Origin of the sequence: Pilimelia terevasa (genome assembly GCF_014647915.1) — a bacterium.
GTDB lineage: Bacteria > Actinomycetota > Actinomycetes > Mycobacteriales > Micromonosporaceae > Pilimelia > Pilimelia terevasa.
In genome coordinates, this window is record NZ_BMQC01000008.1 from 1 (window position 1) to 18,169 (window position 18,169).

The window sequence follows — 18,169 nt, forward strand, 5'->3', positions numbered from 1 at the left end:
CGCGAACGGAACGCGCGGACGCGAACGGAACGCGCGCCCGGCCAGGGAACGCGAACGGAACGCGCGGACGCGAACGGAACGCGCGCCCGGCCAGGGAACGCGAACGGAACGCGCGGACGCGAACGGACGGACGCGAACGGACGGGCATCCGCCAGTGGACGTGCGCTTGCCGACGGACGTTCATCGCGAACGGATGTTCATCCGCCTACGGACGTTCATCGGCCTACGGACGTGCGCTGACTGCGGCGGTGCCGGCGGGCCGCACGGAGCGCGCCGCAGCCGGATGTACGACACGGCGGTTCGTGTCGTACATCCGGTGGACTGGCCCGCGTGCCTTTGCGTGGCACCCGACGCCGGATCAGACGACCGCGCGCAGACCCGCGCCTATACCTCGCGGGTGGTGCTGGCCGCAAGACCTGCGGGCTCTAACGGTTCTAACGAAACTAACGAAACTAACGGCCGACGCCATTGTGAGGACTGTTCGATCGTCCGTTAGAGCACCCTGCTCTAACGGACGATCGACCACAGTGGCATGTTTCGGTCATCTCCCTCTGGTAGTGGTTCAAGCTCTACGGCCTCGCCATTGCGGGTGTTTCCGCAGGTCAAGCCCCCGTTAGAGGGCGAATGGCGGCGTGAGGGGTCGCCCGTTCGGTGCCGCCGGCAGAGGCCGAAAACGTGCTTTGACCTGCGGCGTTAGAGCTGCGTTAGAGCCAGGCCCGCCAATGAGGGCATCACCAGCGGCTCACATGGGGCCGCGGTGCTGTGTCTCAGGGAGTCCTGCCATGACCGTCACCACCGCCAAGCCGGCTGCCGCTTCCCGTAGCGAGTCTTCGCTGGACGTCGCCGAGCGCTGCTTCCAAACCCTGAGCGTCGACCCGGCGCCCCTGTCCTTGGACTGCGACCAGCTCAACGCCGCCGCCACCGTGCAGGGCATCGACCTGGGGTTGCCGGCCGGCCAGGTGCCGCTGCTGGTGCTGCGGGATTGGCTGATCGACAACCCGCAGGCGTTCGCCGCCTCCGACACCGTCTGGCGCCAGCTGGTGGAGCGGGCCCGGTTGGATGGCCCGTCGTGGGTGGTCGCAGCAGCCGGGATGGCCGCGCCGGCGCTGCTGTGCCAGGCCGCCCAACTGCGCGACCGATTCGCCGACGCGGACACCGACGACATCAACAACGAGCTACTCACCGGCTTCTTGGAGGCCGTGCGTGACCGCCTGGACCTGACCGGCTCGGGCCTGTTCGCCGGTCTGCGTATGGCCGCGTGGCGGGCGGCGTGGCGGATGCTCACCGCCGAGCCCGGCACCGAACCCGTCGCCGACGTCGAGCACGCGGTGCCGGCGTCGCGGGCGCCGCGCCCGATGTCCGCCCATCCCGACTTGCTGGTCGCCCGCGCCGTGGAACTGGGCGTCCTGGACGCTACGGAGGCCGCAGCGTGGATCGACATCCGCCTGGGTCACAAAGCCCCGGAGCCACACGCGGCGGCGATGGGCATCAGCACCGACGCGCTGCGGATGCGCCTAACCCGCGCCGATATCCGCCTACACGCCGCGATCACCTCCGGCGCCCTGTCGGAGATGGTGTCGGACAGCGATCGGGAGCGGATGCGCGCCCGCGCCGCGGCACGCGCCGGGTTGCGGCGCCGTAACACCGCCGCCGCGGCGACCGCTGCCCGTGTCGGCCGGCTCCTTCGCCAGCCCGTATCGCATCGGCTGGCCTGCTGAACACCGGCATCGCCTCGGCGGCCCCGACGGATCTCACCTCCCGTCGGGGCCGCCGCCGTTGCGGTGAAACGGCAGTTCAGGGCTCTAACGGGCGGTGGCCGTTAGAGCCCGTTAGCCGGCCGTTAGAACGGCTAGACGTTCGTCAGCTCTAACGAAACCGGATTACTAGTCGCACGACATCCCAGCCCCGGCAACGCCGCGGCATGGGGTGCCTGCCCGCCGCCGGAGCCCGAACGCCGGTCGGGGCAGGGGATGGCCGCTGTTGCTGCCCGGGTTTTGGGGTGCTGCGCCGATGCGCTGACACCACATCGATCGCGCACCTTCTCGAGGAGGAAGAGCTTCCCGACCCAAGACCCCGCAAGCCAGTAGCCATCCCCCGCCCTGTCGGTACTTCGACTCCGGCGGCGGCGCTCCACCATCCTATTCGTCCAGATACGCCCGACTGTGTCGCTGGTTGGGCTGGAGGTGTGTCATGTCGACTTTTATCCACAGGGTTATCCACAGCCGCCGCGCCCGCGCGATCGCCGTCCATACGGCCACCATCGCTGTGATGGTGTCGGTGCCGGCCGCCGCTTACGCCGACACCACCGGCACCGCCGGGTTGGCGGCGGCGACGCTGCCGCAGGTGATCGCCAACCTTCAGCAGTGGCTGATGGGCATCCTGGCCGGTGTCGCCACCCTGTTCCTGATCCTGGCCGGCGTGTACTGGGCCACCGCCGGCGGCGACCCGTCAGCGGTGGAGCGCGCTAAGGGTGCGTTGAAGAACGCCCTGATCGGCTACGCCCTGGCCGTCCTCGCGCCGATCCTGCTCGGGGTAGTCAAGGGCATCGTCGGCGGCTGAACGTCATGGACTGGATCTTCGACGGGATGCTCGACAAGCTCGCCAGGGCGCTGCTGGCGGCGTTCGACGCGCTGCTCGCGCTGCTGACCAAGGTCCTGCTCCTGACCCCGGACGTCACCAACCTGCCGCAGGTGAAGGCCCTGACCGACAGGTCGGTGTGGGTCGTCGACACCGTCTTCGTCCTGGCGTTCGTGGCCGCCGGCACGGTGTGTGTGGTGTCCGGGGCCTCGGAGAACGCCCGCTACCAAGCCAAAGATTTGCTGCCCCGGATGGTGGTCGGGTTCATCGCCGCCCACTTCTCCCCCCTGGTCTGCTCCCAAGCCATCACCCTGGCCAACGCCCTGGTCGCGGCGTTCACCGGCCGGCCCGGCACCGACGACTCCCCCACCAAGGCGATGCGCCACCACTTGAACGCGGCGATCACCGGCGGCTCCGGGATCGCCCTGTTCCTGGTACTGATCGGCGTGCTCGTGGTCGTCCTGGCGGCGGTGGCGGTGTTCCAGATGCTCGTGCGCACCTGCGCATTGCTGGTGTTGGCCACGTTCGCGCCGATCGCGTTGGCGTTGCACGCGACGCCGGCCACCGACGGGCTGGCCCGGTTGTGGTGGCGGGGCTTCGCCGGCTGCCTCGCGGTCCCGGTGCTGCAGGCGTTCACCCTGCAGGCCGGCGGGTGGATGCTCACCAACCCCGACCTGCTCCTGCCGAACCTGGGCCTGCCAGGCGAGCCCCTGGAGGTGCTGAATCTGATGATCGTGGTCGTGCTGCTGTGGACCACCGTGAAGATCCCCGGCCTGGTCGCCAAGCACACCCGCTCCCCAGCCGCTGGAGGCCGCACCACCGTGGGCGCGTTCCTGAAGGTCGCCGTCATGCAGAAGGGCCTCAACAAGATCCCCGGCCTCAAATGACTCTCGGAAGGAGAACCTGATCGTGGACTCCAACGAACCACCACGGGCGAAAATCGCCGCTGATGTGGATGCTCCGGACAAGGTCCTGTACGGGCTGACCTTCCGGCAGCTAGCCATCCTCGCCGTCGGCGCGGTCGCCTTCTACAGCTTCTACCAAGCGGTCGGCCGGCATATGCCGGCGCCGGTGCTGGTCGTGGCCGGGGTGCTCATCGGCGGGACGGCGTTCGGGCTGGCGGTGGGCCGCCGTGACGGGCAGAGCCTGGACGTGTGGCTGCTCGCCGCCCTGCGCCACGGCCACGCCCCCAAAGCGCTCACCGACCGCGACCCGACGCCGGCGGTACTGCCGGACTGGGCGCCCGAGGCCGTCGGTAAGCCGGTCGTCCCAGCGCCGCTGCGGCTACCAGCCCAGACGGTCGCCGCGGACGGGCAGATCACCACCGACACCGGCAGCACGGCGATCGTGGCCACGACCACCGTCAACCTCGCGTTGCGTACTCCGGCCGAGCAGGCGGGGCTGGTGGACGGGTTCGGCCGCTGGTGCAACTCCCTGACCACCGCCACGCAGGTAGTGGTGTCCGCGCAGCCAGTGGACATCGCCGCCCGCGCCGACCACCTACGGGCCGCCGCCGACCGGCTGCCGCACCCGGCGTTGGCCGGCGCCTGCACTGATCACGCCGCGTTCCTGGATTCCCTGGCCGACAGCCGCGATCCGCTGCGCCGGCAGGTCCTGGTCGTCACCACCAGCACCGACACCGCTGGCAACGCCGCACGGCGTAGCGCGGATGACACCGCCCGCGCGCTTACCGCTCTCGGGGTGACCGCGCAGCCGCTGGAAGCCGGCGCCGTCGGCGCCGCCCTGGCCGCGGCCGTGGACCCGTTCCGCACCGCTGCCCCGGGTGCCCGCGCCACCACGGACACCCCCATCACTGTTCGGAGGTCACCATGAAACTGCCCACCCTTGCCCGCACCCGCGCCCCCGTCGACAGCCTGTCGGCGGGGGCTTTCGCGTGTGGCCCCGTCGAAGTGGCCCCCAGGTTCATTCGGGTCGGTGACGGCTACGCCGCCACCCTCGCCGTGACCGGTTACCCGGCTGAGGTCGGCCCGGCCTGGCTTGAACCCCTACTGGCATGGCCGGGCCGCCTGGACCTCGCCGTTCATATCGACCCGCTACCGGCGCCGGTGGCTGCCGGGCGGCTGCGTAAGCAGCGGGCCCGGTATGAGTCCTCCCGCCGCGCCGACGCCTCCGGCGGCAAACTCGCCGACCCCTACGTCGACGCCGCTGCCGAGGACGCCGCCGAGCTAGCCACCCGGCTGGCCCGCGGCATTTCCCGGCTGTTTCGGGTTGGGATCTACCTGACCGTGCACGCCCGCACCGAACTCGAACTCGCCGCCGCCTGCAACCAGGTCAAGACCGCCGCCGCATCTGCCCTGCTTGAGGTGCAGCCGATGACGTGGCGGCACCTACACGGCTGGACCTCCACCCTCCCGCTCGGCCACGACGCCGTTCAGGTGCGGCGCACCATGGACACCGCCGCTGTGGCCGCCGCGTTCCCGCTCGCCTCACCGGACCTGCCCGCACCGCTACCAGGGCAGCCGGCGGACACCGGCGGCGTCCTTTACGGCGTCAACCCCGAGTCCCGGGGGATCGTGTGGTGGGACCGGTTCGCCCAGGACAACTACAACCAGGTCGTCCTCGCCCGCTCCGGCGCCGGCAAAAGCTACCTGGTGAAATGCGAAACGCTGCGGCACCTGTATGACGGGGTGCAGGTCGCGGTCATCGACCCCGAAGACGAATACCTCCGGCTAGCCGACGCCGTCGGCGGCACCATCGTCCGGCTCGGGCACGCCGGCGTCACCGTCAACCCCCTCGACCTACCCGCCGCGGACCGGCGGCCGGATGTACTCACCCGCCGCGCCCTGTTCCTACACACCCTGATCGCCGTGCTGCTCGGGGAGCAGCCGACGCCCGGGCAGCGGGCGGCGTTGGACCGGGCGATCCTGGCCACATACGCGACAGCGGGGATCAGCAATGACCCGGCCACCCACCACCGGGCGGCGCCGCTGCTGGCCGACCTCGCCGCCCAACTCGCAGACGGTGCCGGCGGCCAAGACCTGGCCGAGCGGCTACAACCCTGGATCACCGGATCCGCAGCCGGAATGTTCAACGGGCCGACCACCGTCCGACCGGACTCGCACCTGGTCGTGTGGTCGCTGCGCCAATGCCCCGACGAGCAACGCGCCGCCGCCACCCTCCTCGCGCTGGACGCGATCTGGCAGCAAGTCGACCGACTCCCGGACAACCGCTCAGGCACCTCACCGCAGGTGCGGCGGCTGGTGGTGGTCGATGAGGCGTGGCTGCTCATGCGCGACGGCGAAGGCGCCAAGTTCCTCTACCGGCTGGCGAAGGCGGGCCGTAAGCGCAACACCGGGCTGACGATCGCCACCCAGGACGCCGCCGACCTCCTCGGCTCCGACCTCGGCCAAGCCGTGGTGGCGAACGCCGCCACCCAGATCCTGCTGCGCCAGGCGCCGCAGGCCATCGACGCCGTCGGTACGGCGTTCGGGCTCACCGACGGTGAACGCCGCCGCCTGCTGGCGGCCGGTCGCGGGCACGGACTCCTGCTGGCCGGCGCCCACCGGTGCGGTCTGCACGTGGTGGCCTCACCTGCCGAGGACCGGCTCGCCTCGACAACTCCCGGCCAGCTGGCCGACCTCGACGACCCCGACCTGTAGGAGCCGAACTCGTGTTCACCCCCACCATTTCCACCGTACCGATCCTGGCCGGCAAGTTCTCCGACCCGCCGGCCATCGCACCCCCGAACCTTGACCCCACCGCCTGGATCGTTGACACCTTCACCGCCCTGGCCCGCCCGTGGGTGGGCCTGGCGCTGCTCGTGGTCGCCGTGTCGACGGTGGCGCTGCGCCAGGTTGTCGGCAACCACCGGCACCTGCGGCTGCTCACCGACGCCCGCCAGATCACCATCGCCGCCCCGCCGGAGGTGGATTCCGGCGGCGCCCACGTGTTGTGGTCGAACCTGGCCGGCATCCTGCGCCCGTCCCGCCGCACAAGGTGGCTGTACGGGAGACCGCATGTGGTGTGGCAGTACGCGTGGACTGGCCGGCGGGTCACCATCAGCCTGTGGGTCCCCGGCACGATCCCGCCCGGCTCGGTGGAGGCCGCCGCTCGGGCAGCGTGGCCCGGCGCCACCGTCACCACCATCGTCGCCGCGCCCCCGATCACCGATGGTGCGGTGGCTGTGGGCGGGCAGCTGTCACTGACCGATGGGGAGTGGCTGCCGATCGGCACCGACTTCGACACCGACCCTTTGCGCTCCCTGATGTCCGCGGCCTCCCAACTGCGCGACGACGAGACCGCCGTCATGCAGATCCTGGCCGCCCCCGCTACCCCAAGCCGGTACGCGCGGGCCCGCCGCGCCGCGGGCCGGCTGCGCGCGGGGAAACCCGCCGCCGGCGGTCTGGACCTGGGCGCGCCGGTGCGCGGGGTGATCGACTTGTTCCTGCCTGGCCCCGCACCTCGCAGCGGCGGCGGGGCGGTGCCGGCGGCGTACCGGCCGCCGGGCCTGGACCGCGACGTGCGCCTCGTCCTGGACAAGACCTGCGGGCATCTGTGGCAGGCGGCCGTCCGCTACGCGGTGGCCACCACACCGCGCGGCGAGACCGACCGGACCAAGGTCAAGGCGATCCGGCACAGGTTGGGTGGTAAGGGCTCGGCGATCGCCTCCGCGTTCGCCGTCTACGACAACCGCAATCGGCTGGGCCGCCGCACCCGCCTGACCAACCCGGTCTGGGCGTTAGCCGACCGGCGGCTGGGTGCGGGGATGCTGCTGTCCGGGCCGGAACTATCCGTGCTGGCCGGGCTGCCGCAGGACCTGGCAGTGCCTGGCTTGGACCGGGCCCGCGCCAAGGCGGTACCGGCGCCGATCGAGGTCCCGGCCGGCGGGCGCGCCACCAAGCCAGTCGGGACGGCGGAGGTGGGCGGGCACAAGGTCGCGGTGAAGGTCGCCGACACGAGGTATCACACGCACATGGTCGGGCAGACCGGCTCCGGCAAGTCCACTCTCCTAGCCAACCTCGTCCTCGACGACGTCAAGTCCTATCGGGGGGTGGTGGTGATCGACCCGCACGGGGATCTGGTCACCGACATCCTCGAGCGCATCCCGGCCGAGCACGCCGATCGGGTGTGGCTGTTCGACCCCGACCAGGACAATCCGCCGGCGCTCAACCCGCTGGACGGGCGGCGGGAGGACAAGGATCTGATCGTCGACAATATCGTGTCGATCTTCTCCTCCATTTTCGCTAAGGCGTGGGGGCCGCGGATGGACGACGTGATGCGGGTGTCCTGCCTGACCCTGCTCACGCGGCCTAACGTGACGATGCAGCACATCCCTTCGCTGCTGAACAGCCCGAAGTTCCGTGGCCGGTTCACCGCCGACCTGCGCGACCCGGACGGCCTGGACGGGTTCTGGCAGTGGTACGACGGACTCACCCCCGCCCTGCGCTCCCAGGTCATCGGCCCCGTGCTGTCGCGGCTGCGGTCGTTCCTGCTGCGGGACTTCGTGAAGGACACGATGCGCTGGCCGAAGTCCTCGTTCGACATGGGCAAGATCCTGGACGGGCAGATCCTGCTCGTGCGCATCCCCAAGGGCGTCCTCGGCGAGGACACTTCCAAGATCCTGGGGTCGCTGATCCTGGCCCGGGTGTGGCAGGCCGCCACCGCCCGGGCGGGCACCGCCCCGGACGGCCGGCGGGACGCGGCGCTGTATCTGGATGAGGCGCACAATTTCCTCAACCTGGCGGCGAGTCTGGACACGATGCTGGCTGAGGCCCGCAAGTACCGGCTGGCGATCACCTTGGCGCATCAGGATTTGGCCCAGTTTCCCCGGGAGTTGCTGTCCGCGGTCAGCGCGAACGCTAGGAACAAGGTGTTCTTCTCCGTGGCCCCGGAGGACGCGCGGGTGCTGGCCCGGCACACGATGCCGGAGCTGGACGAGCACGACCTGACCCACCTGGACGCCTACACCGCCGTCGCCCGCCTGGTCGTTGACGGACGGCAGACGGCACCGTTCACCCTCAAGACCCTCCCACCGGCCGACCTGCAGAACGCGGTCGCCCAGATTCGGGCGTCGGCTGATGCGCGAGTGCCGCAGCAGAAGCCCTCGGAGGTCGACAAGCAGGCCGAAGACGCCGCCGAGGCGGACAAGGCCGAAGCCGAAAAGAACAACCGCGCTAACCGCAGTGCCGGTCGTGGCGATCGCCGCGACGGTAGATAACTCAAGCGCCCGTGGCCGGGCAACAAGACTAATCCCGGCCACGGGGCGCTCTGTTCGCTCCCGCCGCCGGCTGGGGTGGGGTTCGTCTTGGGGGGCAGTGGCCGTTCGTTGGCCGTTCGTCTGCGGGGTAGCTGGCGAACACCCGGCCATCCATTGCCGACACAGGCGTATCCGCAGGTGGATGCCGATCCTAACGGCCCCGATCCGGCGCGTTGTTTCGAAGACTCCCCTCCTCACGGAGGGTTCCTTCCTCCCCCTGGCCGGCATCTCACCCTGCCTTACCGAAAGGTTCTCCCTGCTCATGTCTGCCTCCGATCCCTACGCCCGCCTGCACCTCACACCCCGGGACTTCACGTTGTTGGGCTGGCTGGCCGAGCACTACGTGCTGTCCACCGACCAGATCGCCCAGGCCCTGTTCCCGTCCGTGCGCAAAGCGCAGACCCGGCTGCGGGCGCTCACCTTGGCGGGGGCGGTGTCGCGGTTCGTGTTCACCCGCCACGCCAGCGAATCGCGGTCCCACCGCTACACCCTCGGCCCCCTCGGCGCCGCCCTGCACCCCAACGACTGGCACGACCCCGCCAACCCCGACGCCCGCCCACCACGCACCAGCCTGGAGCGGCGTACCCGCATCGCCGCCTACCCCGCACTGGGGCACCTGTTGGGCGTCAACGGCTTCTTCGCCGCCCTCCACGCCGTCGCCCGGGTCGATCCCGCGGCTGCGGTGCTGACCTGGTGGTCCGAGCAACACGCCGCCAGTGTGTTCACGCCCGACAGCCCCCGCCTACGGCCCGACGCCTACGGCTGCTGGGCCTACGGCGCCGACGAGGTGGAGTTCTTCCTCGAACATGACACCGGCACCGAGGACCTCGGCCGGGTCCTGCGTAAGCTCCCCGCCTACCAAGCTCTCACCCTCGCTACTGGCGACGCCCGACCGCTGCTGTTCCGCCTCCCGGACAGCCGCCGCCAGCAGCGGCTGCTCAGGCACCTGGATACCATCGACCTGTCCATGACGGTGGCCACCTCCACCCACGACCAGCCACCCCACCAAGCCGTGTGGACCATCCCCGGACACCGCGAACGCCTGCCGCTGCACCTGATCCCGGCGAGGATCGCCGCCCGTTAGCGGCTATGGCGCTCTAACGGTTCTAACGGCGCTAACGGAAACGCCATCGAAACTGGCAGCGTCGGCTCTAACGGTGCAGGTCAACCCCGATATTCGCCGATCTCGGCGGTGGGCAGGCCCGTTAGAGGGGTGTCGTACGGTCATCGCCCTACACACCTTTAAAAACCCCGCTCCGCCCCCGGTTGGTCCCGCCTTCGGACACCCCGCCTTTACGAGGCCACGGCAAAAGCCCACCCGCTCACCAGAGCCGGTCGGCGCCGCAGCCCCGCACAGGCGACCCACAAGGTCGCACCCACCACCAGCACCACCGCTTCACCAGCACCACCCGCGATCGTCTCGATCGCACCCCCGCTGATCACGCAGCACACCGCACGCCCGAATGGGCGAGCAAGATCGCCGTCGGGCGAGCACGCCTGACAACGCCGGACGCGACCGTCCACACCCACGCCGTAAGGCGCACCGAACAAGCCGAACCGCATTCTCGCGGGCCGGCAGGTTTCACGCGCCCCGGCCAGGGGCGCACTCCCTGCAACAGGAAGGCACCCCGCTGATGGGCACTACCGCTGGAACGCCGCTGACCAGCCACGGCAGCCGCGTCCCCACCACCCGAGCCGCCCGGCCGAACACCACCACGGCGTCGAGCCAGGCCTCCGCGCCGGTATCGGCTCCGCCGCCTGCGGTGGTCCGCACCATGATCGTCTGCCTGCCTGACGATCTACCTACCGAGGTTCTGGCTGACGGCCGGGACCTGCACCGGCACCTCGGCCTACCCGCCACCGCCACCGCCGTGTTCTGGACCCACCCGAAGGTGCGGCCCTGGCAGCGCGGCGAACTGATCGACCTGCGCCCCGGAAAACGCGGACCCCGCTGGTGCGCCGGCGGGCCACTGCGTTTGCTGAATCTGGACGGGATGCGTCACGGCGCCGCTGTGGCCGCCGCCGTACGCCACCAGGTGTGGACTGAAACGGTGCGCGGCACCCGCAACGCCCACGACTGGAACCGCTACCTGGCCCGGCACCTGGACCAGCCCGACCGCTACGGCCACACCCAAGCGGTGCGGGACTTCCAAGCCCAACCCCGGGTCCTGGCGATGCGCGCCCACAACGCCGCCCAACCAGCCGGACCTCAACTCGACCCCTACGAGCTGGAGGCGTTGCAGGCCGGGCCCGCCGCCTACCAACACCTGCACGCCACCGCCGCCGTCTGCGGCGACGCGCTGCTAACCGCTGACCGGCACACCTGGCAGCCAACCACGGGCCTGCTGGCCGACCGGATCGCCTACCTCGGCCGGGCCAACGCCCACCTCACCCACCTACGACCCGATACCCGCCTGCTGGCGATCACCCTCTAACACCCCGGCACAGGGCCGGCCGGAACCTCGATAGCGCCGCCCGACCTGGGCTGCGCCATCGCCGTACCCAACCAGCACCCAACGCCGGCGGCGCCCCGTCAGGGGCAAGACCATTTCCGCCGGAAACATCCGGCACCCGGCCTTTACCTCTTCGCCCACCCGAAACAGACAACACGCCCGCACACCAGCCCCGGTGCGCGGGCGCCTCCACATCCGGGGCCGGGGAAGCGACTTGACCTTGCCCCGCGGCGAAGCGTGGATCAACCACGCCTCACCCATCGAAGAGAGGAACACCAGTCCCATGACCACAGCAACAGCCAGCACCCCGACGGGGTCGCAGAAGGTGATCGCCGCGATGTGGCGTGACCTAAACGGGGGCCCGGCAACAGCGGCGCAGGTCGCCGACGCCGCCGGGCTCGGCTACTCCACCGTCACCCCGATCCTGCGCCGTATGGGCACCGAGGGCACCGCCACCAAGGACGGCCAAGGGCGGTGGGTACTCAACCTCGACCAGCCCCAGCTTGTCCTCCCCGCAGCAGGGGACGACCAGCCAACGCACGACGCGAGCGCCGACGATGACCCCGCCGGAGACCATGCCGAAACAGCCGCCGCCGCAGAGGCGTCGACCACCGACATGGACGCCGACGCCGACCCGGCCGGTGGCACCGACCCGGAACCCGAGGTAGACGCCGCCAGCAGGGTCCAAGGTGCACCCGACGGTGAGGTGGCCGACAACCAACCGGCCACCGCCCCTAACACCGCTGCCGCCGACGGTGACGGTGACGGTGACGGTGACGCGCAGGAACTAGCTGCCGCACCGCTCCAGTGCACACCGAAGGATCAGACGCCGGATCCGCAGCCGGAGGAAGCCGAGGGCGATCCCGCTCCCAGCACCACCGAGGCAGCGCCCTCCGACACCGCGCAAACCACCGACACCGCGGAAACCACCGACACCGACACGACCGACGCCGACACGGCCGACGAACAGAAGAAGGGTCGGCGGGTGTCGGCGCATCCGAAGCGGCCCAAGGGCGCGCTGCGCGGCGATGTCCTGGCCGTGCTGCAGGCCGATCCGGACACCGCCTTCAAGGTGTCGCAGATCTGCAAGCACCTCGACACCGTCAACGACGGCAGCAGGGCGAAAGCCTCTGCGGGGGCGGTCGCTAACGCGCTGGACAAGCTCGTCGGTGACGGAAGCGCCCGCCGCCATGACGGCAAGCCCGCCACCTACCAGGCCGAATGACCGGCCGGCACTACCACGTCCTGATCGCCTTTAGCCCGGGCCAGCCGTCAAAGCCGTGGAAAGCGAACGGCCGGCCCGGTGACTCCAACCAAAGTTTGGAGCTACGCCAAGTGTCTCTAACAATTTCTACGGGCACCACCCTGGCCTGGACCATGATCGGCCTGATCGCCGGCGTCGCGGCCCTGCTGCCGGCGTGGTGGATCGCCAACCGGCAGCGCGTCCACTGGCAGACCAAAGCCCTCACCGACGAGCTGACCGGCCTGGCCAACCGCCGGCACCTCATCCGCACCCTGCACCGCATGGCCGACACCAGCCGCGCCGTCGCCGTGATCCTGCTGGACCTTGACGGGTTCAAGCAGGTCAACGACATCGGCGGTCACGGCGCCGGTGACGACCTGCTACGCGCGGTCGCCGACCGGCTCAACCGCATCGAACATCGGCACCTGCACACCATCGCCCGCCTCGGCGGCGACGAGTACGCGATCGTCATCGACAACCCCGACTCCGCCGCCGACATCGCCGATGCGATCGCGCAAGCACTCGCTGGGACTCCGGTGAGCCTCGGCTGGGGCCACCTTGCCTCGGCGGCGGCGTCGATCGGGGTCACTGTCGGGGAGGCGGGGGCGCAGCCGCGACTGCTGCTGCATCAAGCCGATGCCGCTATGTACCAGGCCAAGCGTGCAGGCGGCGCACAGATCCGCATGTTCACCCCGGCCGCCACCGAGCCCGGTCTGGTTGAGCGTCCCGCCGTACGGCAGCGCGACCGGCGACACGACACGGTCGAACTGCCCTGCGTCGACTCATGACGCAGCACGTCTCACCGCGCACCTGCCAGTAGCCCAGGCCGGACCGACCCCCTCGCGCCGCCAGCCGGCTGCCCGCCAGGTCGGTCCGGCCACCAGCATGCCCAACAACAAGGAGAACCAGCATGTCCGCCACACGTTTGAAGGTCGGCGACTACGTCGTCACCACCACCAAGCACCTCAAAGACTGCATCGGGGTCGTCTACCAGATCACCGAACTGGACCGTGACAAGGCAACCGGAACACCCCTCGGCGACGGGTTCCCAGTCGAGGAACCGGCCGTGATCTGGCAGCCGGCACCACCGGCCTTTGTCGCGCAGGCCAAGCGGATGGCCGACGGTGACATCCGCGCCGGCGACCTGGTCGTCCTGGACTCCCGCTACGGCCGACGCAAGGACCAGGGTGTGGTCTTCGAGGTCACCGACGTGGTCGGCGGCAAGGTCGACGCAGTGTCCGTGGTCGGCGGAAGGAAAGCCGGCGGACCGCCGCAGGCGTTCCGGCCCGCCCCCGCCGACCTGGTCGCCGCGGCCAGGACCAAGGCAGCCGCCGCGCCGGACGCCGCGAACATTGACCTGGGCAGCGTCGTCACCATCTGCGGCCGTGGCTGGAAGCAGCCTGTCGAGGTGCTGTGGGTGGTGATCCGCCGCAACGGCGACGAGCACGCCGACGTCGCCCGCCTCGGCGGTGACGGTGGCCGGTACTGGCCCAAGATCCCGATCACGGCCATGCGGCTGACCACCCCACCCCAGCCCGCACCCGCCACCAACTGACCCCACCCCACCGCACCACCTGCAGGGGCCGTGGCACCGCCAACCGGCGGACGCCGCGGCCCCTGCCCGCCGTCGCCCAGGAAGGAAGCCGGCCATGAAACTGCGCGCCCTGATGGCTCTGACCGTCGCCGCCGTAGCCGGGCTGATGCTCCTCGGCGCCGGTATCGGCGGCCTGTCCTACGGCCCGGCCAGCGCCGAAGACTGCCTGCCCACCACGGGCGCAAGGTCGGCGAGCGCGGCCAGCGACGGTGGCACGGAGGGGTTCGACCGTGAGCAGCTCACCAACGCCCGTCTAATCATCGCCGCTGGAGCCAAGCTAGGTGTGCCGGCCCGCGCGCACTTGGTGGCGCTGGTGACGGCGATGCAGGAATCCGGGCTACGGAACCTTCCCGGCGGGGACCGCGACTCGATCGGGCTGTTCCAGCAGCGCCCGAGCCAAGGGTGGGGCACCGCCGCTCAGCTGCACGACCCGACCTACGCGGCCAGCAAGTTCTACCAACGGCTGGCCAAGGTTCCCGGGTGGGAGCGGTTGTCAGTCACGGACGCAGCGCAGGTCGTGCAGCGCAGCGCCTACCCGAATGCCTACGCCAAACACGAACCGGCCGCCAGCCGGCTTCTGACTGCCATCGGTACCGGCATGCCAGCGTGCTCGCCGGTCAGCGCGCAAGGGTGGGTAGCTCCCGTCAAAGCCGCGGTCGTGTCCGGGTTCCGCACCACGGACCGGCCAGGCCACAACGGTGTCGACCTCGGCGCGCCCCGCGGGACGACTATCCGCGCCGCCGCCGCCGGACGCGTCGTGCAGTCGGTGTGCAACGTGGTGCCCGCCTCGCACGGCTGCGACCGGGACGGTAGCCCGACGGTCGGCGGGTGCGGCTGGTACGTCGACATCGACCACGGGGGCGGGGTGATCACCCGCTACTGCCACATGAGCCAGGAGCCTCGCGTCCACATCGGCGACCGCGTCACCGCCGGCCAACCGTTAGGGCAGGTCGGCTCCTCCGGGAACTCCTCCGGCCCGCACCTGCACTTCGAGGTCCACCTGCGCGGCGACTCCAGCCCCGCCGGCGCGGTGCCACCGACCGAGTGGATGGCCGCCCACGGCGCAGCCATCGGCTGAACGTTCGGTTCGGCGGCACCACCTCTCAAACGTCCGGCGACCCGTCCTCCGGGACCGGCGCCGGAATGCACAAACCAACCCCCATCCGCGGGTCCCCGTCACCCCGGCCGGGGTGTGGGTGCCCTCACCGAGCAAAGGAGAACATCTCCGATGTCGAATCAAGTAACGGGTGCGCCGATGGTGCGCTACCGCTACAACGACCAGCAGATGCACCGCTTCGCCGTCATCGCCGCCCGGGCGGCCGACGAGTGGGAACTGGTCTGCGACCTGCTGTGGGCGATCTACACCCCGCTGCTGTCCCACAGCACCGTCCCCACCCCGCCGCAGGCGACCGAGACTGGCGAGGTGCCGCGGCTGCTGATCCCGTCCGGGCAGGCTGCCGCCATCCGGCAACTGGCCTACGACCGGGCCGACGACTGGGCCAGCAGGGCTGAGGTCGCGTTGCGGCTGATCAACCAGATGCCCCCCGAATACCACGACCACGGCCGGCCCAACGGCGGGCGCGCGGGTGGTCCTCGACGGTAGCGCGACCGACGTCATCTAGCCCAGCCCCCTCGCAAGCGATGTGCCCCGCACCAGCCCCCTCCGGTGCGGGGCACATCGCTTCCCAACCCATGCCCGCACGCCACACGATTTCGGAAGAGGAACTGTCATGTCAGCTCAAACACCACCCCACACGCCCCAACCGCCACGGCCCCTACGCATCGGCGAGGAGGGCATCTTCGCTGGGGACTGGGCGCTCACCTACGACCCGGCGACCGGCCGGCACCGCGTCCCGGTCGGGTTCCCTGGCCTGTTGATCGACTGGTGGAACGGGTTCGCGGTCTGGTCCTGCAGCCGGCCGGTGGCCGAGGCGGTGGTCGCCGACCAGCAGTGCCTCCGCGACCAGGTCACCCACACCCTCACCGGGCAGGGCCTGACCGGTACGGCGCTGCGGGCCGAGTTGGATTTGCAGGCCGCGCCGATGGTGTGGGACGGCGCCGACATCATCGTTGACCAGACCCGCCTACACGGGCCCGCCGACGGGTTGTCGCGGATCAGCCCGGACCAGCGGGGTCGGTATGTGATCTGCGGGTGGCGGTGGACCTGGACCCTGGTCGATCCCACCGACTGCGATCGCGTCGCCGACGATGCGGGGGGCCTGCGGTGACCCGTTGTCTGTCGCGCGGGCATGTCGACCATGACGTGCTCGCCCAGGTCATGCACGCCGCCCGTGATGACGCCGACAACGCGGCCGCGGTGTGGGAGATGGACAACCTCGGCGGCCGGTCAGCCGGCGACCCCACCCCACTGGCCCGCAAGGTAATCACCGGAATCGACGACGGCGACCCGGTGATCCTGGATGCCCTGCCCGGACCGTCGATCGACGGGCCGGCCGAGGCGCTCACCCAGGCTGCCCCGGCCGGCGCTGATCTGGCCGGTCTGTGCCCCGGCTGCGCAGACCGCGTCAACGACGCCTACCTGACCGACTACGTGCAGCGTCTGCATGACGCGGTGGTTGAGCACTGCGAATACCACCTGAACCCGTAGCCCCACCCCCGGGACTGCGGATCCGTCGAGCCCACTGGGGGCCGGCGCCAACCCTGATTGAGGCAGGGGAACGCGCCGGCGGAGCCGGCCCGCGTTTCCCTGCCTCCTCACTATGAGGAGAAGCAGCAATGCCCAACCTGAAACGGCACGTCTACACCGCAGCCGAGCTGGCTGCGATCGTCGAGGCGATCAACACCGCCGGCGACGGCGGCCGGCTGATGCGCGGCGCGATGGAAGCGATCTGGAAGCCGCTACTGACCCAGTACGCGACGGGCTCAGGCCAGAACGCCGCAGTCCGCCCGGCCGAGCATGAGATCCCGCTGGCGCAGTGGCAGGCGGTGACCGAAGCCATCCTGGCCCGCGCCGACCAGTGGGGCCTGGCACCGGTCATCGCGTTCGACCTCGCCATCGGCTTGCCCTCGCACTACCCGGACCCCACGGTGCCTACCCCAGACCTGCCGGTCAGGGTGAACCTGCCCGGCGTGCACCACCTGGAGGCCGATCGGGATGCCACCGAGGTGATCAGCGCGGCCAGCGCCTACTGCGACGCGCTGGCCGCCGCCTACGGGCCTGGCAGCCGCTACCACCTGGACGCGGTCGTGTCCTGGCAGCGGCAGCTGTCACGCATGTTCCAACTGACCCTGGGCGCCCGCACCCGCGTACACCGCGACGGGCCGTTGTCGCTGCTGGTCCACACCGAGGCCGGGATCACCTACGGGTTGCTCTTCCACACAATCCCCCGCCGCTGCATCACCTGCGACGCCGGGATTACCGACGACGGCACCGCTATCGGCGGCGAGTTCGGCTGCTCGCATGCGCCGACCTACCCGCTCGACCGGCCGCAGCCCGGCACCTGGTCATTTCATTCCTGAAAGGACATCCGACCCCGATGAACAGTAGTGGCAACGTCGACGATGCAGCAGCTCCAGACAGTCCGACCGGGCTGTTACGGGCACCCGGAGGATGCCCACCGCCCACCAGCCAAGCTTCGGCCGGCCAACCTGTGAGTGATCAGAGAGTCCGGCCGGCCGCCGGTGTTTACGGCGGTGAGCCGAAGGACTCCGCCCCGGAGGCGGTGCGCGAGGAGTACGACAAGCGGCTGGGCTACTTCGAGCTGCTGGACAAACACGAGACGGCCTGGCTCGCGGCGGAGGTGCGCATGCTGCACCGGCAGTGCGAGAGCGTGAAGGCCGACTGTCGGCAGCGGCTGGCCCAGGCCCACCAGCGGGAGCTGAACCTCCGGCACCGGCTGGCCCACCAGCTGCTGGGTCTGCTGCCCCGCTGGGGCCTCGGCAAATATGCGACCGCAGGCGCGAAACGGGCTTTGGATGCGCTGTACCCGACCGGGAACTGCTCCCGGTACTGCCCACACGACCAGCACCGATAGCCCGCCCAGGACCGCCAATGCGCTCCCCAGCAGCGGCTGCGCACATCTACGGATCGGCCCGATACAGGGGGTGGGAGGTGCCGGCGAACG

17 protein-coding genes are annotated in these 18,169 nt (G+C 70.4%); all 17 read left to right on the forward strand.

All coding sequences use genetic code 11. From position 1 onward, the window contains the following. The first annotated feature begins 782 nt into the window (after positions 1-782). The 17 genes from IEY75_RS12435 (at position 783) to IEY75_RS12515 (ending at position 18,079) form a co-directional block, all read left to right on the forward strand. Complete coding sequence (locus tag IEY75_RS12435; RefSeq protein WP_189114474.1) at positions 783-1,718, forward strand: hypothetical protein; 936 nt, start codon at positions 783-785, stop codon at positions 1,716-1,718. A gap of 550 nt (positions 1,719-2,268) precedes the next feature. Then, positions 2,269-2,559, forward strand: a complete 291-nt coding sequence (locus tag IEY75_RS12440; RefSeq protein ID WP_229789623.1) for a pilin — start codon at positions 2,269-2,271, stop codon at positions 2,557-2,559. A gap of 5 nt (positions 2,560-2,564) precedes the next feature. Next, entirely contained in the window at positions 2,565-3,464 is a 900-nt protein-coding gene (locus IEY75_RS12445) for a conjugal transfer protein TrbL family protein (protein ID WP_189114475.1), read from the forward strand. A gap of 19 nt (positions 3,465-3,483) precedes the next feature. Then, a complete protein-coding gene (locus IEY75_RS12450; protein WP_373290272.1) occupies positions 3,484-4,410 on the forward strand; it encodes a PrgI family protein in 927 nt (308 codons plus the stop codon). Next, positions 4,407-6,197 (forward strand): VirB4 family type IV secretion system protein, encoded by a 1,791-nt coding sequence (locus IEY75_RS12455; protein WP_189114476.1) that lies wholly within the window; start codon positions 4,407-4,409, stop codon positions 6,195-6,197. The genes IEY75_RS12450 and IEY75_RS12455 overlap by 4 nt, the downstream gene beginning before the upstream one ends. Before the next feature lie 11 nt (positions 6,198-6,208). After that, positions 6,209-8,755, forward strand: coding sequence for a type IV secretory system conjugative DNA transfer family protein (locus tag IEY75_RS12460; RefSeq protein ID WP_373290267.1), 2,547 nt, complete (start codon positions 6,209-6,211; stop codon positions 8,753-8,755). Positions 8,756-9,056: 301 nt separating this feature from the next. Further along, positions 9,057-9,878: a replication-relaxation family protein gene (locus tag IEY75_RS12465; protein ID WP_189114477.1), complete on the forward strand. Its 822-nt coding sequence runs from the start codon at positions 9,057-9,059 to the stop codon at positions 9,876-9,878. Positions 9,879-10,569: 691 nt separating this feature from the next. After that, positions 10,570-11,229, forward strand: coding sequence for a hypothetical protein (locus IEY75_RS12470; protein ID WP_229789627.1), 660 nt, complete (start codon positions 10,570-10,572; stop codon positions 11,227-11,229). A gap of 232 nt (positions 11,230-11,461) precedes the next feature. After that, positions 11,462-12,472, forward strand: a complete 1,011-nt coding sequence (locus IEY75_RS12475) for a hypothetical protein (RefSeq protein WP_229789630.1) — start codon at positions 11,462-11,464, stop codon at positions 12,470-12,472. Then, on the forward strand, positions 12,469-13,278 hold the full coding sequence (locus tag IEY75_RS12480) for a GGDEF domain-containing protein (protein WP_189114480.1): 810 nt from the start codon (positions 12,469-12,471) through the stop codon (positions 13,276-13,278). The genes IEY75_RS12475 and IEY75_RS12480 overlap by 4 nt, the downstream gene beginning before the upstream one ends. Positions 13,279-13,400: 122 nt before the next feature. Next, positions 13,401-14,045 (forward strand): hypothetical protein, encoded by a 645-nt coding sequence (locus IEY75_RS12485; RefSeq protein WP_189114481.1) that lies wholly within the window; start codon positions 13,401-13,403, stop codon positions 14,043-14,045. A gap of 94 nt (positions 14,046-14,139) precedes the next feature. After that, positions 14,140-15,162, forward strand: coding sequence for a M23 family metallopeptidase (locus IEY75_RS12490; RefSeq protein ID WP_189114482.1), 1,023 nt, complete (start codon positions 14,140-14,142; stop codon positions 15,160-15,162). 150 nt (positions 15,163-15,312) lie between these two features. After that, positions 15,313-15,687 carry a hypothetical protein gene (locus IEY75_RS12495; RefSeq protein WP_189114483.1) on the forward strand — a complete coding sequence of 125 codons (375 nt, stop codon included), beginning with the start codon at positions 15,313-15,315 and terminating at the stop codon, positions 15,685-15,687. Between the two features lie 127 nt (positions 15,688-15,814). Further along, entirely contained in the window at positions 15,815-16,312 is a 498-nt protein-coding gene (locus IEY75_RS12500; protein WP_189114484.1) for a hypothetical protein, read from the forward strand. Further along, a complete protein-coding gene (locus IEY75_RS12505) occupies positions 16,309-16,692 on the forward strand; it encodes a hypothetical protein (protein WP_189114485.1) in 384 nt (127 codons plus the stop codon). Before IEY75_RS12500 ends, IEY75_RS12505 begins: the two co-directional genes overlap by 4 nt. A gap of 128 nt (positions 16,693-16,820) precedes the next feature. Continuing rightward, positions 16,821-17,564, forward strand: a complete 744-nt coding sequence (locus IEY75_RS12510) for a hypothetical protein (protein WP_189114486.1) — start codon at positions 16,821-16,823, stop codon at positions 17,562-17,564. Between the two features lie 131 nt (positions 17,565-17,695). After that, entirely contained in the window at positions 17,696-18,079 is a 384-nt protein-coding gene (locus tag IEY75_RS12515) for a hypothetical protein (protein WP_189114487.1), read from the forward strand. Positions 18,080-18,169 lie beyond the last annotated feature (90 nt).

What these genes read in the sequence shown, in the direction of transcription:
- IEY75_RS12435 (WP_189114474.1), top strand. Translation starts at nt 783, where the DNA reads ATGACCGTCACCACCGCCAAGCCGGCTGCCGCTTCCCGTAGCGAGTCT.
- IEY75_RS12440 (WP_229789623.1), top strand. Translation starts at nt 2,269, where the DNA reads ATGGTGTCGGTGCCGGCCGCCGCTTACGCCGACACCACCGGCACCGCC.
- IEY75_RS12445 (WP_189114475.1), top strand. Translation starts at nt 2,565, where the DNA reads ATGGACTGGATCTTCGACGGGATGCTCGACAAGCTCGCCAGGGCGCTG.
- IEY75_RS12455 (WP_189114476.1), top strand. Translation starts at nt 4,407, where the DNA reads ATGAAACTGCCCACCCTTGCCCGCACCCGCGCCCCCGTCGACAGCCTG.
- IEY75_RS12465 (WP_189114477.1), top strand. Translation starts at nt 9,057, where the DNA reads ATGTCTGCCTCCGATCCCTACGCCCGCCTGCACCTCACACCCCGGGAC.
- IEY75_RS12470 (WP_229789627.1), top strand. Translation starts at nt 10,570, where the DNA reads ATGATCGTCTGCCTGCCTGACGATCTACCTACCGAGGTTCTGGCTGAC.
- IEY75_RS12480 (WP_189114480.1), top strand. Translation starts at nt 12,469, where the DNA reads ATGACCGGCCGGCACTACCACGTCCTGATCGCCTTTAGCCCGGGCCAG.
- IEY75_RS12485 (WP_189114481.1), top strand. Translation starts at nt 13,401, where the DNA reads ATGTCCGCCACACGTTTGAAGGTCGGCGACTACGTCGTCACCACCACC.
- IEY75_RS12490 (WP_189114482.1), top strand. Translation starts at nt 14,140, where the DNA reads ATGAAACTGCGCGCCCTGATGGCTCTGACCGTCGCCGCCGTAGCCGGG.
- IEY75_RS12495 (WP_189114483.1), top strand. Translation starts at nt 15,313, where the DNA reads ATGTCGAATCAAGTAACGGGTGCGCCGATGGTGCGCTACCGCTACAAC.
- IEY75_RS12500 (WP_189114484.1), top strand. Translation starts at nt 15,815, where the DNA reads ATGTCAGCTCAAACACCACCCCACACGCCCCAACCGCCACGGCCCCTA.
- IEY75_RS12510 (WP_189114486.1), top strand. Translation starts at nt 16,821, where the DNA reads ATGCCCAACCTGAAACGGCACGTCTACACCGCAGCCGAGCTGGCTGCG.